Source organism: Archangium sp. Cb G35 (genome assembly GCF_001896145.1).
In the GTDB taxonomy this organism is placed as follows: Bacteria; Myxococcota; Myxococcia; order Myxococcales; family Myxococcaceae; genus Archangium; species Archangium violaceum.
Genome location: NZ_MPOI01000013.1, coordinates 141,949 through 155,874, shown reverse-complemented (window position 1 = coordinate 155,874; position 13,926 = coordinate 141,949). Strand labels below are relative to the sequence as shown.

General features: G+C 68.7%; 17 protein-coding genes. 5 read left to right on the top strand and 12 right to left on the bottom strand.

Going from position 1 to position 13,926, the window contains the following annotated elements; all coding sequences use genetic code 11:
• The first annotated feature begins 139 nt into the window (after positions 1 to 139).
• Entirely contained in the window at positions 140 to 1,114 is a 975-nt protein-coding gene (locus BO221_RS35390) for an alpha/beta hydrolase (protein ID WP_143195874.1), read from the top strand.
• A gap of 18 nt (positions 1,115 to 1,132) precedes the next feature.
• Here the strand turns inward: BO221_RS35390 and BO221_RS35385 are convergent, their stop codons facing one another.
• The 6 genes from BO221_RS35385 to BO221_RS35360 form a co-directional block, all read right to left on the bottom strand.
• Positions 1,133 to 1,762 (bottom strand): YigZ family protein, encoded by a 630-nt coding sequence (locus tag BO221_RS35385; protein ID WP_073565281.1) that lies wholly within the window; start codon positions 1,760 to 1,762, stop codon positions 1,133 to 1,135.
• Positions 1,763 to 1,826: 64 nt separating this feature from the next.
• Positions 1,827 to 2,801: an NADP-dependent oxidoreductase gene (locus tag BO221_RS35380; RefSeq protein ID WP_198956252.1), complete on the bottom strand. Its 975-nt coding sequence runs from the start codon at positions 2,799 to 2,801 to the stop codon at positions 1,827 to 1,829.
• Between the two features lie 121 nt (positions 2,802 to 2,922).
• Entirely contained in the window at positions 2,923 to 4,677 is a 1,755-nt protein-coding gene (locus BO221_RS35375; RefSeq protein WP_073565280.1) for a glycoside hydrolase family 15 protein, read from the bottom strand.
• Between the two features lies 1 nt (position 4,678).
• Positions 4,679 to 5,167 carry a hypothetical protein gene (locus BO221_RS35370; RefSeq protein ID WP_073565279.1) on the bottom strand — a complete coding sequence of 163 codons (489 nt, stop codon included), beginning with the start codon at positions 5,165 to 5,167 and terminating at the stop codon, positions 4,679 to 4,681.
• A gap of 48 nt (positions 5,168 to 5,215) precedes the next feature.
• The gene (locus BO221_RS35365) at positions 5,216 to 5,551 is read right to left on the bottom strand and encodes an SPW repeat protein (RefSeq protein ID WP_073565278.1); all 336 of its coding nucleotides are present in this window, start codon (positions 5,549 to 5,551) and stop codon (positions 5,216 to 5,218) included.
• A gap of 36 nt (positions 5,552 to 5,587) precedes the next feature.
• Positions 5,588 to 6,160 carry a hypothetical protein gene (locus BO221_RS35360; protein ID WP_073565277.1) on the bottom strand — a complete coding sequence of 191 codons (573 nt, stop codon included), beginning with the start codon at positions 6,158 to 6,160 and terminating at the stop codon, positions 5,588 to 5,590.
• Positions 6,161 to 6,395: 235 nt separating this feature from the next.
• Between BO221_RS35360 and gor the strand changes: the two genes are divergently transcribed.
• Complete coding sequence (gor, locus tag BO221_RS35355) at positions 6,396 to 7,802, top strand: glutathione-disulfide reductase (RefSeq protein WP_073565276.1); 1,407 nt, start codon at positions 6,396 to 6,398, stop codon at positions 7,800 to 7,802.
• Positions 7,803 to 7,895: 93 nt separating this feature from the next.
• On the opposite strand, the gene BO221_RS35350 is transcribed toward gor, so the two are convergent.
• The 3 genes from BO221_RS35350 to BO221_RS35340 all read right to left on the bottom strand — a co-directional run bounded on the left by BO221_RS35350 (position 7,896) and on the right by BO221_RS35340 (position 9,985).
• Complete coding sequence (locus tag BO221_RS35350) at positions 7,896 to 8,732, bottom strand: hypothetical protein (RefSeq protein ID WP_143195873.1); 837 nt, start codon at positions 8,730 to 8,732, stop codon at positions 7,896 to 7,898.
• Positions 8,733 to 8,902: 170 nt separating this feature from the next.
• Positions 8,903 to 9,538, bottom strand: a complete 636-nt coding sequence (locus BO221_RS35345) for a thioredoxin family protein (protein WP_073565274.1) — start codon at positions 9,536 to 9,538, stop codon at positions 8,903 to 8,905.
• A gap of 156 nt (positions 9,539 to 9,694) precedes the next feature.
• Positions 9,695 to 9,985, bottom strand: coding sequence for a hypothetical protein (locus BO221_RS35340; protein WP_073565273.1), 291 nt, complete (start codon positions 9,983 to 9,985; stop codon positions 9,695 to 9,697).
• Positions 9,986 to 10,250: 265 nt separating this feature from the next.
• On the opposite strand from BO221_RS35340, the gene BO221_RS35335 reads away from it, so the two are divergent.
• The 3 genes from BO221_RS35335 to BO221_RS35325 all read left to right on the top strand — a co-directional run bounded on the left by BO221_RS35335 (position 10,251) and on the right by BO221_RS35325 (position 11,331).
• Entirely contained in the window at positions 10,251 to 10,490 is a 240-nt protein-coding gene (locus BO221_RS35335; RefSeq protein ID WP_073565272.1) for a hypothetical protein, read from the top strand.
• Between the two features lie 111 nt (positions 10,491 to 10,601).
• Positions 10,602 to 10,877 (top strand): PadR family transcriptional regulator, encoded by a 276-nt coding sequence (locus tag BO221_RS35330; RefSeq protein WP_233166415.1) that lies wholly within the window; start codon positions 10,602 to 10,604, stop codon positions 10,875 to 10,877.
• 1 nt (position 10,878) lies between these two features.
• A complete protein-coding gene (locus BO221_RS35325; protein ID WP_073565270.1) occupies positions 10,879 to 11,331 on the top strand; it encodes a hypothetical protein in 453 nt (150 codons plus the stop codon).
• Here BO221_RS35325 and BO221_RS35320 read toward each other — a convergent pair.
• The 3 genes from BO221_RS35320 to BO221_RS35310 are packed head-to-tail and all read right to left on the bottom strand — an operon-like array spanning position 11,328 to position 13,833.
• On the bottom strand, positions 11,328 to 12,263 hold the full coding sequence (locus tag BO221_RS35320) for a proline dehydrogenase family protein (RefSeq protein ID WP_073565269.1): 936 nt from the start codon (positions 12,261 to 12,263) through the stop codon (positions 11,328 to 11,330). The two genes, BO221_RS35325 and BO221_RS35320, sit on opposite strands and share 4 nt — an antisense overlap.
• A gap of 18 nt (positions 12,264 to 12,281) precedes the next feature.
• Positions 12,282 to 13,142: an alpha/beta fold hydrolase gene (locus BO221_RS35315; RefSeq protein WP_073565268.1), complete on the bottom strand. Its 861-nt coding sequence runs from the start codon at positions 13,140 to 13,142 to the stop codon at positions 12,282 to 12,284.
• A complete protein-coding gene (locus BO221_RS35310; RefSeq protein ID WP_233166394.1) occupies positions 13,135 to 13,833 on the bottom strand; it encodes a lysophospholipid acyltransferase family protein in 699 nt (232 codons plus the stop codon). The genes BO221_RS35315 and BO221_RS35310 overlap by 8 nt, the downstream gene beginning before the upstream one ends.
• Between the last annotated feature and the right edge of the window lie 93 nt (positions 13,834 to 13,926).

Here is a 13,926-nt window from a genome sequence, read left to right as displayed (position 1 = left end):
CTTCCATCAGGGCCTGCCCGTTGGTCAGAGCGAGCAGCGCGGTCTGGACATTGGCGCACTCGTCACCGGGCTATATGCGCCTGGTGGATGTCACGTTTGACCGTCCCATCACCCACTGCATGAATCGAGGCCGATGACCATGAGTAACACGAAGACGGGGCCAAAGCCGCCCCCGTTCGAGCCCGAGCTCGCCGAGATCCTTCCGGCGTTCGCCGGATTCGTACCCGTCAACATGACGGCCGATCAGATCGAGAAGTACCGCGCCATGCCCATCCCTCCGATCTCGGAGCAGATCGGCGACCGGCCGGTCCAGTGCGTCGACTTCACCATTCCCGGCTACCAGGGAGTGGACATCGTCGTCTCGGTGATCTCACGGAAGGACCATGCCAGGCCGGGACCCGGCATCTTTCACGTCCACGGCGGCGGGATGGTCATGGCCAACCGTTTCGCGGGCGCCTCCGACCTGGTGGCGTGGGCGATGAAGTTCGACGCGGTGTGCGTCACGGTCGAATACCGGCGAGCACCCGAGAACCCAGATCCGATCCCCGTCGAGGACTGCTACGCGGGACTCGCGTGGATGGCCGCACACGCCAAGGAGCTGTTGGTCGATCCGGAGCGGATCATCATTTTCGGCGGAAGCGCCGGGGGCGGCCTGTCCGCCGGTACCACTCTGTTGGCGCGCGACCGCAAGGGGCCGAAGCTGTTCGGACAACTCCTCCAGTGCCCGATGATAGACGATCGGAACGAAACCGTCTCGTCGTACCAGTTCCAGGGAATCGGCATCTGGGATCGTCTCAGCAACCTGACCGGCTGGACGGCCCTGCTCGGAGACCGGCGCGGAACGGACGACGTATCCATCTACGCGGCCCCTGCTCGCGCGACTGATTTGAGTGGCCTGCCGCCTACGTTCATCGACGTGGGAGCGGCGGAAGTCTTCCGTGACGAGGCCGTTGCCTATGCGAGCGCGATCTGGGCGGCCGGCGGCGACGCGGAACTCCACGTGTGGGGCGGCGCGTTCCACGGCTTCAACCAGATGGCGCCGGATGCGGCCATCTCCCGAGCAGCGAACGCGGCTCGCGAGGCCTGGCTCGAACGGATGCTGTCCCGCAAGTGAGTCCTGGACCCGCCACCGTCACTCGCCGGGGTCGAGCACTTCCATCAGGACCTGTCCATTGGTCAGGTCGAGCAGCGCCGTCTGGAAGGACTCCACGCGGGTGACGGGGAGCAGGAGCTGGTAGCCCACGGTGGCGGCGTACTCCTCGGAGACGACTTCCGCCTCGTGGGCCGGGAGCATCCGGCGGAAGCCATCGACGCTCGCGTACTCGATTTCAACGGAGAGGCGAGCCTTGCTCACGCGCTCGGTGGTGGGCAGGTGCTCGAGGCCTTGCTGGACGCAGCCGGTATAGGCCCGCACCAGCCCGCCCTTGCCCAGGAGCGTTCCGCCGAAATAGCGGGTGACGACGACGGCTACGTCTCCCACCTTGCCGTGGAGCAGGGCCGTCAGCATCGGCCGGCCCGCGGTCCCGTGCGGTTCTCCGTCATCGCTCATGCCCGCCATTCCCGTGGTGCCGGGAGGGCCCACCACATAGGCCCAGCAGTTGTGGTTGGCGTCAGGGAACTCCTCGCGGACGCGGGCGATGAACGCCTTGGCCTCCTCCACCGTGGGCGCGGGCGCAACCGTGGTGATGAAGCGGCTGCGCTCGATCTCCTGCTCCACCCGGTGGAGAAGTGCCGGGATGGGATAACGCGGGCTCTTCGACATGAACCCGCTCTCTTGGCAGTGTTGGGGATTTCGTTTCAACCCCTTCGAGGGGTCTATTCCCAACTCAGTGGATCCGCAGGGTCAGCTTGCCCAGGTGGTGCTGGAGCACTTCCTTCTGAGCCCGGGCGGCCTCCTCCATCGCGTACACGTGGCCGATCTCCAGGTGGAACGGCCCCGCTTCGATGAGCTCGTTGAGCCGCTCCAGCGTCTTCTGGTTGGGGATGCCGTCGTAGGCGATGAGCTCGACGCCCTCGGGGCCCCGCGGTACTGGCTCCACGCCGTTCGGGTGGACGATGCGGCCGCCCTGGCGCACGTGCTTCAACGCGCTCAGGCACCGGTCATTGCACGCCAGCACCAGCGCCGCGTCGAGCCCGTCCGGAGCGAAGTCGCGGCAGGCCTTCTCCACATCCCCGTGGTGCCCCTCGACGATTGCCTCCGCGCCGAGCCGGCGGGCCAGCTCCACCCCGTCCTCGCCCGAGGCCACCGCCAGCACCCGGGCGCCCAGCCGGCGGGCGAGCTGCAGCGCGATGTGTCCCACTCCTCCGCTGGCGCCGAAGATGAGCAGGCGTTGTCCCTTCTGGAGCTTCAAGTGCTCCTCCAGCCCTTGCAGCGCGGTGATGCCATCCGCCGCCAGCGCCGCCGCCTGTTCCACCTTCATTCCCTTGGGAATCCGTGCCGCGTGCTTTTCCTTCGCCACGACGAATTCCGCGTAGAAGCCTCCCTTGGGGCTCAGGAACGCGGCGGCGTAGACGCGGTCCCCCACCTTGAAGCGCCGCACGTTCTTCCCCACGGACACCACCTCTCCCGCGCCGTCCGTGCCGGGCACGTAGGGGAAGTGGGGCTCTCCTTGCATCATCTCCGCCATCTCCCCCTCCCGCTCCTGCGCATCCCAGACGCCCACTCCCGCCACCTCGACGCGGATGAGGATTTCATCGTCCCCGCACGTGGGCACGGGCACTGTCTTGATGCCGAGGACCTCCGGGCCGCCGAAGCGATCCAGCGCCGCGGCCTTCATCTTCTCGGGAATGGAGGGGGCCATGGTGGACTCCTTTGGGTGAAGCCGGTTCACGCGGAGGATGGGCACTCTCCAAGGCCCTGTCAGGGCTCGGCCCGCCGCACGGTGGGCAAGGGTTGCATTCACGGGCGCCCGGTGAAGCTGGTCAGGTGAGGTTCTGCGCGGTGTTGATGAGGGCCACGTGGCTGAAGGCCTGTGGGAAGTTGCCCAACTGCCGTTTCGTGCGCGGGTCGTATTCCTCGGCGAGCAGGCCCACGTCATTGCACAGCGGCAGCAGCCGCTCGAAAATGGTGCGCGCCTCGTCCATACGGCCCAGCAGCGTGAGCGCGTCCGCGAGCCAGAAGGAGCACGCCAGGAACGTCCCCTCGCCGGGTGGCAGCCCGTCCTCCGAGCGGTGCGTGTCATAGCGGCGCACCAGCCCGCCCTCGCACAGCTCGCGTTGGATGGCGTCCACCGTGCCCACCACGCGCGGATCCTCCGGCGGCAGGAAGCCGAGCTGCGGAATGAGCAGCAGCGCCGCGTCCAGCTCCTTGCCCCCGTAGGCCTGGACGAAGCTGCCCCGGCTGGCGTCATAGCCGCGCTCGCACACCTGGGCATGGATTCGCGCGCGCAGCTGTCTCCAGCGCTCCAGGGGCGCGGGCAGGCGGAACTCCTCGGCCGTCCGCAGCGCCCGGTCCACCGCCACCCACGCCATCACCTTCGAGTGGGTGAAATGTTGCGGCGGGCCGCGTACCTCCCAGATGCCCTCGTCCGTGCGCTCCCAGTTGGACTCGAGGAAGTCGAGCAGGTGGCTCTGCAACTCCCAGCCCTCATCGCGCGGCGGCACGCCCGAACGCCGGGCCATGTGCAAGCAGTCGAGCACCTCGCCGTAGACGTCGAGCTGGAACTGGCACACGGCCGCGTTGCCCAGGCGCACGGGTTTCGCGCCCTGGTAGCCGGAGAGCCAGGGCAACTCCAGCTCGGTGAGGCGGCGCTCGCCGGCAACGCCATACATGATTTGAAGCTCCCGGGGCTCACCGGCCACGGCGCGTAGGAGCCAGTCGCGCCAGGCCTGGGCCTCCTCCCGGTAGCCCGCATCCAGCAGGGCGAGCAGCGTGAAGGTGGCATCGCGCAGCCAGCAGTAGCGGTAGTCCCAGTTGCGCACGCCGCCGAGCGCCTCGGGCAGCGACGTGGTGGGCGCGGCGACGATGCCACCCGTGGGTGAGTAGGTGAGGGCCTTGAGGACGATGAGGGAGCGCAGCACCTGCTCGCGCCAGGGGCCCTCATAGGTGCAGTGCGAGGACCACTCGCGCCACCACTCCTCGGTGTGCTCCGCGGCGGTGGCCGGGTCGATGCACGGGGGCGCGGGCTCGTGCGAGGGGTGCCAGGCGAGGAGGAAGCGGGCTCGCTCGCCAGCGGAGAGGGAGAAGTCCGCGCGCAGGGTGGCGTCCTCGTTGCGCGGGCGGACGTCGGACAGGAGGGTGAGGGCATCGGGCCCGGCCATGGCGGTGAAGCGGCCGTCGATGGGGTGGACCCAGGGCGTGCGGCTGCCGTAGCCGAAACGGATGGCGAGCTCCATGCGGACGGAGACGTGGCCCTTCAGGCACACGGCCTCGCGCACCAGGTCCGGCTCACGGCCGCGCGGGGGCATGCAGTCCACGACGCGCAGGGTGCCGGTATCCGTCTCGAAGTCCGTCTCGAGGACGAGGGTGCCAGGGCGGTAGCGGCGTTGGACGCGGCGGAGGCCTCCCGAGGGGGCGAGCAGCCAGCGGCCATTCTCCTCGGAGCCCAGGAGGGCGGCGAAGCAGGCGTCGGCGTCGAAGCGCGGCAGGCACAGCCAGTCGATGGAGCCATCCTTCCCCACGAGGGCGGCGCTCTGGGTGTCGCCGATGAGGGCGTAGTCTTCGATGGGGAGGGGCATGTCACTCGAACTGGGAGACGACGGTGAAGGGAGCGCTCTTGGGCAGGGTGATGTCGCCGGAGGTGGTGCCGGCCTCGGCGTAGATTCCGCCCGGAGCCTCCGCGCCGAGCACGAGGCACACGGGGTGGATCTGTCCATCGGGCAGGTTCGCCTGGGTGTAGCGGACCTGGGCCTTGCCGGTGTTCATCCAGAGCACGCCCGAGATGAGCGTGCCCGCGGGCAGGTCACCCACGGCGCTCTCCAGGCGGCTCGTCACCGGGCCCTGACGGTAGACGCCGTAGTCGTTGGGGCCTCCCGGCTGGGCGGCCTCGAGTTGCAGGGAGCCCTGCTGGCCCGGCTCCAGGCCCAGCTTCTTCATGAGCGTCACGGTGCCGGGGGCGCAGGTCAGCCGGGGCGCTTTCGTCTTCTCCTTGTCGATGTCGAACGTGACACACGCCGTGAGGGCGAGGGTGCTCGCCGCGATGAGGCAGGGCTTCAGGGATGAAGGCATGGAGGACCGTGCCAGTGGGGTGTGTCGTGCGGGCATCAGGGCAATGTGTCAGGCGTGGGTGACGGACCTCCGATGCGGAGTCCAGTCCCGGTGGTCCCAGACGAGCGACAGCGCGGTGACGAGCAGGCCCACGATGACGTCGTTGAGGGTGGCCGCGCGGTAGCCGCCGAAGCCCAGGAGGAAGGGAGAGATGATGAGCCACACGCCGAGCAGGGTGTTGGCGTAACGCAGCTTGGGGACGGCGATGGCCGCGAGGGCCAGCAACATGACGCCCAGCCCCACGCACAGGTCATTCAACTCGGCTTCCTGGATCCGGTAATCGAGCACGAAAGGCGCGGACACCAGCCAGAAGCCCAGGATGACGTTCAACCAGCGAGCCCACATTCGCCGCTCCTCCGGACGTTTGAAACGTTGACGGGTTCAAGGTGGGGAGAGTGGGGCACCGGGTGCAACCGGGAGTCCTGTCTCGGAGGGCGGGCGTGCACTCGCGAGCCCTTCCGCCTGCCCGCGTGGGCGCACGGACGCTGTGACGAGCCCGAAGAGCAGGCATTGGACGGCGAGCCACTGGCGCTCGGCGGGGGACCAGGTGTGCGGGTGCGGAGTGACGCGCAGGCGCGGAAAGGAGAGCCACTCGAAGAGCCACACGCCTCCACCGAGCACGAGGCCGTGGAGGGGCGCGGGGCCCGGGAGCATGGGCCGGAGCCACCTGCCGAGCACCCCGAGCGTGGGTCCGTAAAGCCAACGCATGACGAGTCCCCATCGTCGAGCCTCCCGGGGACGCAGCCGGACGCCGAACCATGCGCGAGCCGCTCGTCTGGCGATGTGGTGCACCGAGTAGGGCGGCGGACGTCCGAGCAGGGCGTCGCGGAGGGGCTCCGAGGCGGTGAGGGCGAGGGTCCCGAGCACACCCGCGCCGAGACCTCGGAGAATACGCCTGTCCGCCTGCTCGCTCACGGTCACCTCCGAGTCCACTCGCGTGAGATGTGCATCCATCCCCTCTCCCGCCGGGAGAGGGACGGGGTGAGGGTATCGGAGGCCTCGGGTTCACCCCGTACAGAACGTTGGCTTCTGTCCGGATGCGCGAATGCACACCGTGTCATTCGATTCCCGTGGGAGCATATCGGGACCACGCTGCCCACGTTCACGGACTGGAAGACGGTGACGGGCACCCTCACCCCGTCCCTCTCCCGAGGGGAGAGGGGAAATTGGGCGAAATAGGAGACACGCGATGCCCCAGTACGACTTCGACTTGTTCACGATTGGCGCGGGCTCGGGCGGGGTGGCGGCGAGCCGCAGAGCGGGCTCGTACGGCGCTCGCGTGGCCATCTGCGAGGACAACCGCATCGGCGGCACTTGTGTGCACCGCGGTTGTGTCCCCAAGAAGCTGCTCGTCTACGGCGCCCACTTCCACTCGGAGTTCGAGGACGCCGCCGGCTACGGCTGGTCGCTCTCGGAGCCCGGCTTCGACTGGAAGAAGCTCCAGGCGGCGAAGGACAAGGAACTGGAGCGGCTCGACGGGGTCTACCGGCGGCTGCTGAAGGACTCGGGGGTTCAGCTCATCGAGGGCCGGGGCCGGGTGGTGGATGGGCACACGGTGGAAGTGAATGGTCAGCGGTACACGGCCGAGCGCATCCTGGTGGCCACGGGTTCCCATCCCTTCCTCCCCGAGGTGACGGGCATCGAGCACGCCATCACCTCGGACGGAGCGCTGGGGCTGGACGAGGTGCCGCGGCGGCTGGCCATCGTGGGCGGGGGCTACATCGGGGTGGAGTTCGCGGGCATCTTCAACGCGCTGGGCTCGAAGGTGATGATGCTCATCCGGGGCGACACCGTGCTGCGCGGCTTCGATGACGACATCCGGGCGATGCTCACGCAGGAGATGCGCAAGAAGGGCATCGACATCCGGCCGGAAACCTTCGTCCGGGACATCGAGAAGCGGGCGGACGGGACGTTGAGCCTGCTGACGCGGATGGGGGACACGCTCGAGGTGGACGCGGTGCTGTACGCGACGGGGCGGGTGCCGAACACGAAGGGGCTGGGGCTGGAGGAGGTGGGCGTGCGGCTGGACGCGCGGGGCGCGGTGGAGGTGGACGAGTGGTCTCGCACGAGCGTGGAGAGCATCTACGCGGTGGGTGACGTGACGGACCGCCTCAACCTCACGCCTGTGGCGATCTCCGAGGGCCGGGCGATGGCGGAGACGCTCTTCCACGACAACCCGACGAAGATGGACCACACGGGGGTGGCGTCGGCGGTGTTCAGCCAGCCGCCGGTGGGGACGGTGGGGTGTACGGAGCTCGAGGCGCGTGAGCGTTACGGCAAGGTGGACGTGTACGTGTCCAACTTCCGGCCGATGAAGCACACGCTGAGCGGGAGGGACGAGCGGACGATGATGAAGGTCATCGTCGAGCGCGAGAGCGGGAAGGTATTGGGCTTCCACATGGTGGGAGCGGACGCGCCCGAAATCATCCAGGGGATGTCGGTGGCGCTGAAGTGCGGGGTGACGAAGAAGCAGTTGGACGCGACGGTGGGCATCCACCCGACGGCGGCCGAGGAGTTCGTGACGATGCGGGACAAGCGGCCGGACCCGGTGGAGGAGTCGGCGAAGGAGCTCGGCCACGACGCCCATCAAGGCTGACGAGCCAGACACACACGGCATCGCGGCGACACACCGTGCCCCCCACCCTCTCCCTCTGGGAGAGGGAAAGGGTGAGGGTCTCCATCACCGTGCTCAATTCGAGCCACCGAAGGTGGAGCCCGCGGTCAGCTGAAGGATGCCCGGATAGGTGAGCTGTCCATGGTGCCCGATGATGTACTGGTACACGGGCACGCGGAGATTCAGCCCGAGCCGCACGGCCCCCATCGGGTACGCGAGGCCCGCGCCGACGAGCACATCGGTGCGGCCGAGGTTGCCATCCTGCTGGACGAGCCCATCCCAGCGCTCGGGCTGCTCGTTGACGACATCGGCGCTCGCCATGAAGCGCAGGGCGCCGATGACAGGACCCTCGGCGGAGACACCGGCGGCGAAGCGATTGCCACTCTGATATCCGAACCGGTTCTCCACGAGGGACAACTGCGCCTGGCCCCAGAGCCGGGTGCCCCAGGTTCCCCAGGAGTGCGAGGCCTCCAGGCCGAGCAACGGCTGCACGGTGCCGGTGCCGAATTGCACGTGCTGATGGGGCAGTCCCTGGGCGCCGAGGGCGAACGGATTCTCCACCGTCCCGCCCAGGGGCACGGTCACCCCCAGACGAGCCGCCACGCCCACGCCGCCGAGCCGCCACGCATAGCGCCCCGTGACCCACGGGTCTCCGATGCCGAACAGCGTCTCGTCGCGGTGGTGGATGTTCTCGTAGTCGAGCGTCAGGGGCGTGCCATCGAGCGTGGTGAAGCGCACGGTGGTGGCACTCAGCCGCAGGGGCAGTTGCACTTCCACGCCCAGCGCATCGGTGATTGCATGCTCCAGCGTGGCGCGCAGCTCGGCGATGGTGAAGTACTGGTCATGGAGCTGGGGCGGCTCATCCCGCAGCTGGCAGATGGGGCCGATATCCGGGCACTCGGACGGATGCACCACACGGACGGACGTGGCCAGGGTGGACAGGAAGACGCCGGTCTCTCCGGCGCGCAGGGTGTACAGGGAATTCCTCCCGACCGGGAGGTTGGGATTGCTTCAACCCGCGCAGGCGGCGGCGCGGTTGGGAATGGCGAGCCCCAACAGGCCCACGGCGATGGGCACCCATCTCATCTCGCACCCGCCTCGGCCAGGGCGGCATCCAGCGCGGCGGGGTCGAACCCCTTCACGGCGCGCACGAGCTTCCCGTCCTTCCCATACACGACGAGGTACGGGAGGTTCTCCACCTGCCCGAGGTGGCGCTTCGCCAGCGGCGAGTCCCACGAGACGACGTTGAGCTTGCGGTAGGCGATGTCCTGGCGCGTGTTGAGCAGGGGGAACATGTGGGCATCCACCTTGCGGCAGGGCGGGCACCAGTCGGCGTAGAAGTCGAAGACGGTGACCTTGCCGGGCACGGCGTGGGCGGCGAGCTCGGGCACGTCCTCGCCCTCGTGGGAGAGCTTCACCAGGTCCGCGCCGGGGGCGAGCACCGGCAGCGGCTCGAAGGACAGGTCCGGGTGGCAGGTGAAGCACTGGGACTCGGGGACGCCGTGCTCGCCGCACCAGTCCTTCGCGGCCTGGAAGCGGGGGGCGAGCTCGGGGTGGCAGCGGGTGCAGTTCTCCTGGGGAACGCGGTGCTCGCAGAAGGCGGCGTCCTGGGAGGAGGCGACGCTCAGCGAGCTGAGGTTGCCGTGGGCGGAGGGGGTGGTGGCGCATCCGGTGGCGGCGAGGCCACCCAGGACGCACAGGGTCTTCATCAGGCGCATGAGCATCTCCTCCGCGAGGGCTTCGGGCCCCGGCGGAAAGGAATGGGTCGAACGGAATCCGAGACAGGGTAAGGGATTGGAATCCCCCAGGTTCCCGGGCGCTAACCCCCCGGAAACCCGAACCCGGAAATAAAAGAAGAAAGGGGAAGTTGAATTTCAGCCACGGGGAGGCTGGAATACGTCACGCGCGTGCGGCCGGAGGGACGGAGGAAGGGGTTCCGTCCATCCATCGGGCACGTGTTGCAGCCAGGCCGGTGGCAGCGAGGGGGCTTCCACGGGCAGGGGGGACACCATGCGGCCACAGGGGCAAGCCAGGCAGGTGGCGGGGCACGGCATGGTGCTCTCGCAGCAGTCCTCGCAGGAGGCGTCCTCCGCCGCGCATGCGGCCGTCGCGCCCAACAGCAGGACGAGGGCGAGTGCGATCAGGATGGACAGGGCGCGCCGCATGGGGGGAATCCACACGTATCGCCATCCGCGGGGGGCGGCAAGCCTCGCGCCGGGAACATCCGGCTTCGTCAGGTTGTCAGGTCTTCAGTCGTCCCTGGCCGCATTCTCGCCAGGCAATGGGCAGGTCCCCGTCTCTCCGGTGGGAGGGACGCAGTGAAGGCGTCCGTCGGCCGGAAGGCCACGTCAGGGGGCTGTGCCAGAAGGGGGGTGCCGCATGAAGGACAGCAAGGGTGGAACATTGCAATCCTCAAAGATTGAGGATACCATGCCGGCCATGGAGTCCTGGGATCAGGACGGGGGAGAGATGATGGAGCTCACACTGGGGTACTTCCAGGTCGACGGTGCGCAGCTGGACGAGGGCTGCGAGGATGGGCTCTCGCTGTCCCGCCGCTCGGTCCTCACCGAGAAGCTCCTCCCGGCCCGCTGGACGCCGGTGCCGCGCAAGCGGGAGCGGCGGGGGCTCCCCCAGGAGCCCTCCTTCGGGTCCGTGTCCCTGCCGGTCTGACCGGTTCCGGTCACGAACGTGCAACCTCAATCCTTCAGGTTGCAACCCGGGGATTCCCCGTTAATCTCCGGCTCCATGGACACTCCGATTTCAGCCCGGACCGCCATCTTGATGTCGCTGATCGGCGGAAGGGGCTTCGGGCTGGAGATCATCGAGAGGGTCCGGGAGAGGACGAACGGGAAGATCCACCTGAACGAGGGGTCGGTGTACCCGGCGCTCAAGGCGCTGGAGAGGGAGGGGTTGTTGCGCAGCTTCGATGGAGACCCCCTGCCCGAAAGAGGCGGACGTCCGAGGCGGTATTACGAGTTGACGGGAGAAGGGCGGAAGGTGGCGAGGGAGCAGCGTACGGCCCTGCTCAGCCTGCTGCAGACGGTGGAGGCATTCTGAGATGAACGTCATGAACGTCCAGCACCCGCATGATCCCCGGCAGGCGTTCCCCCTGCTGAGCGCCTTTGGGATGGAAGGGGACGTGGAGGACGGGCTCACGGACTCGCACCGGCCCGTCCTGGCCGCGGACCTCTCCCGGAAGGCGCCGGAGCGCCCGCTCGAGCCCCCGGAGACCGGGCAGGAGGACGTCCTCTGGGTGGACCCCGTGTGCCCGGAGCACCCGGTGGTGCGGCGGGTGGAGGGCTTCCTCGGGCTGTGGGGCCGGTGGTCCAGCGCGCGCGTGGCCAACGAGGAGCTGGGAGACGCCCTGGAACTCATCCACAAGTTGGCCGCCGTCGGCGTGCCGGGGTGGATGCTCTACGCGCAGGCGGGAGTGGCCGCCTTCTGGGCGCTCGTCCACACGGTGCAGGACGCGGCCCTCCGGCTCACCCGGCGGCAGCGGGTGGAGCGCTAACCCTTCACCAGGTTCTTCATCACGAACCAGACGTTGGCGGGGCGCTCGGCGAGCCGGCGCATGAAGTACGGGTACCAGTACTTGCCGTAGGGCACGTAGACGCGCACCGGGTGGCCCTCGGCCACCAGCCGCTCCTGCAGGTCCCTCCGGATGCCATAGAGCATCTGGAACTCGAAGGCGCCGCGCTCCAGCCCCTTCTTCCGGGCATACGCCAGCGTCTCCTGAATCATGCGCTCATCGTGCGTGGCGATGCCGTGGTACAGCCCGCTGTCGAGCAGGATGCGCATGACGCGCAGGAAGTTCTCATCCACGTCCTTCTTGTCCTGGAAGGCGATGCCGGGCCCCTCCAGGTAGGCGCCCTTGCACAGGCGGATGCGGATGCGCTCGGCGCACAGGGCGCGGGCATCGGCCTCGGTGCGGTAGAGGTAGCTCTGCAGCACCGCGCCCACGTGCGGCTCGCCGAACTCCCGGTGCAGCGCGCGCACCACGTCCAGCGTGGCCTGCGTCACCTCGCCCTGCTCCATGTCCACGCGGACGAACGAGCCGCGCCGCTTCGCGTCGGCCACCACCTCGCGCGCGTTGCGCAGCGCCAGCTCCGGGTCGAAGAGCAGCCCGCACTGGGTCAGCTTCAGCGACACGTTGCCCCGTACGCCCAGCTGGTCGATGCGCGCCAGCAACCGCTGGTACTCGCGCACCTCGTCGAGCGTCTCGTCCGCGTTGCGCACCGCCTCGTTGAGGTGGTCGAAGGAGACGGTGAGCCCGCGCGCGTTGAGCTCCTTCACGGCGGAGACGGCCTCCTCCAGGGTTTCACCGGCGATGAAGCGGCGGGCGATGCGGCGCAGGGCGGGGACTTCGGTGGCGACATCCTTCAATCCCTCGCGGCGCGAGAGGAACATGAGTGCGGCGCGGGACAGCTGGGTGGCCTGGTCCATGGGTGTCCTATCGGTGTCCTACGAATCGTGTTGGGCGAGGAAGCCGCCGACGAAGGCGTTGAAGGCGCCGGTGTGGCTCATGTACGGCAGGTGGCTGGCCTCGCGGATGACCTCCAGGCGCGAGCCGGGGATGCGCGCGGCCACGTCCCGGGCGTACGAGAGAGGCACGAGCAAATCCCGGGCGCCGTGGAGGATGAGGGTGGGCACGCGCAGGTGCTCGAGTTCATCCAGGTAGTCCGCGGCGAGGATGTCCTCCAGCCGCCGCAGCAACTCCAGGGGCGAGAGGCGGCGTGCCTCGCGGACGATTTCGGCCCGGCCCTCGGGGGGCAGGTGACGGCCGCCCAGCACCCGCGCCACGGTGGGGGCGAAGACGTAGGCGAAGGGTTTGGGCATGCGCACCAGCGTGGACAGGGCCAGGGCCCAGCGCCGCACGCGTTGCACGCTGGCCACCGGTGAGACCAGCACCAGCGCCTTGATGCGCTCGGGGTGGGCCAGCGCATAGGCGATGGAGATGAGGCTGCCGAAGGACGAGCCCACCAGGGCGAAGCGCTCGGGGAGCCGCGCGTCCGGGTGATTCAAGGCGGCGAGGTTCCACTGCAGCGGCGTGTGTGTCAGGGGCGTCTGCAGCGTCGGGGTCCACAGGAGGAGCCGCCGCTCGGCGGCCAGGGGCCGCATGGGCGCGAACGAGCGTCCCGAGGCTCCCAGTCCGGGCAGACACAGCACGGTGCGGGACTCGTCGAGGCTGCCTCCGGGGAAGGAGAAGAGCCGCACCGGGTGACCGCGCACCGGACGCTGCTCGAAGGCCAATTCATAGCCCTGTTGAATCTCCTCCGGCTCGGGGACGAGTCGCGGCGGGGCGGGAAGGATGGCTTCACGCATGGCAGGCTCGGATGAGGAGGTGGTGCACCACCGAGGCGATCCGGTCACGAAAGTGTTTCAACCGGGGCTCGGGTGCATCCGCCGGGGGCGGCTCCAGGGCGGGACCCACGGCGAAAGTCATTTTCACGGGCAGTGGGAGCGGTCCCAGGCCGACCCCCAATGGCACCCGGTATTTCTCACCGGGTGCGAGTGGAACGCACCAACGCTCGTCATCGGGACAGAGGAAGGTGCCGTCCACGCCGAAGCCGGCGAAGGGGACGATGGGGACGCCCGCGCGGGCGGCCAGCCGTACGAAGCCCACCGTTCCCTCCCACCGCAGCGTGTAATGGTGGCGGGGCTTCTTGAATGTCTCCCACGCGCCGCCTGGATAACAGACGACGAGGTGTCCCTGTCTCAATGAGGCAAGGGCATTGTCCCGGGTGCCCTCAACGCCTCCCAACCAGGGCAGGACGGTTCTCACCAGGGGGATTTTGAAGAAGCCTCGCTCGGCCAGTCCCAAGGGGTAGCGGCCTGTAGCGCGATGTATCAAATGAAAGAAGGCAGGCGTTTCGTAACCCCAGAGGCCGTGATTGCCCACGAGCAGGACGGGGCCGCGGGCGGGCAGGTGCTCGGCGCCCAGCAGGCGGGCGCGGTGGTAGAGGGCGGAGAGCGCCGCGCCAGTCTCGGCGAAGCGGAAGACAGCCCGGCGCACGGAGTTCAGGGTTGCATCCACGGGGTGGGAAGATGGAGATGCTCCGCCCGGATGACAGAGGGCCTCCGCCCGCCTGCCTGCCCGCCATTCATT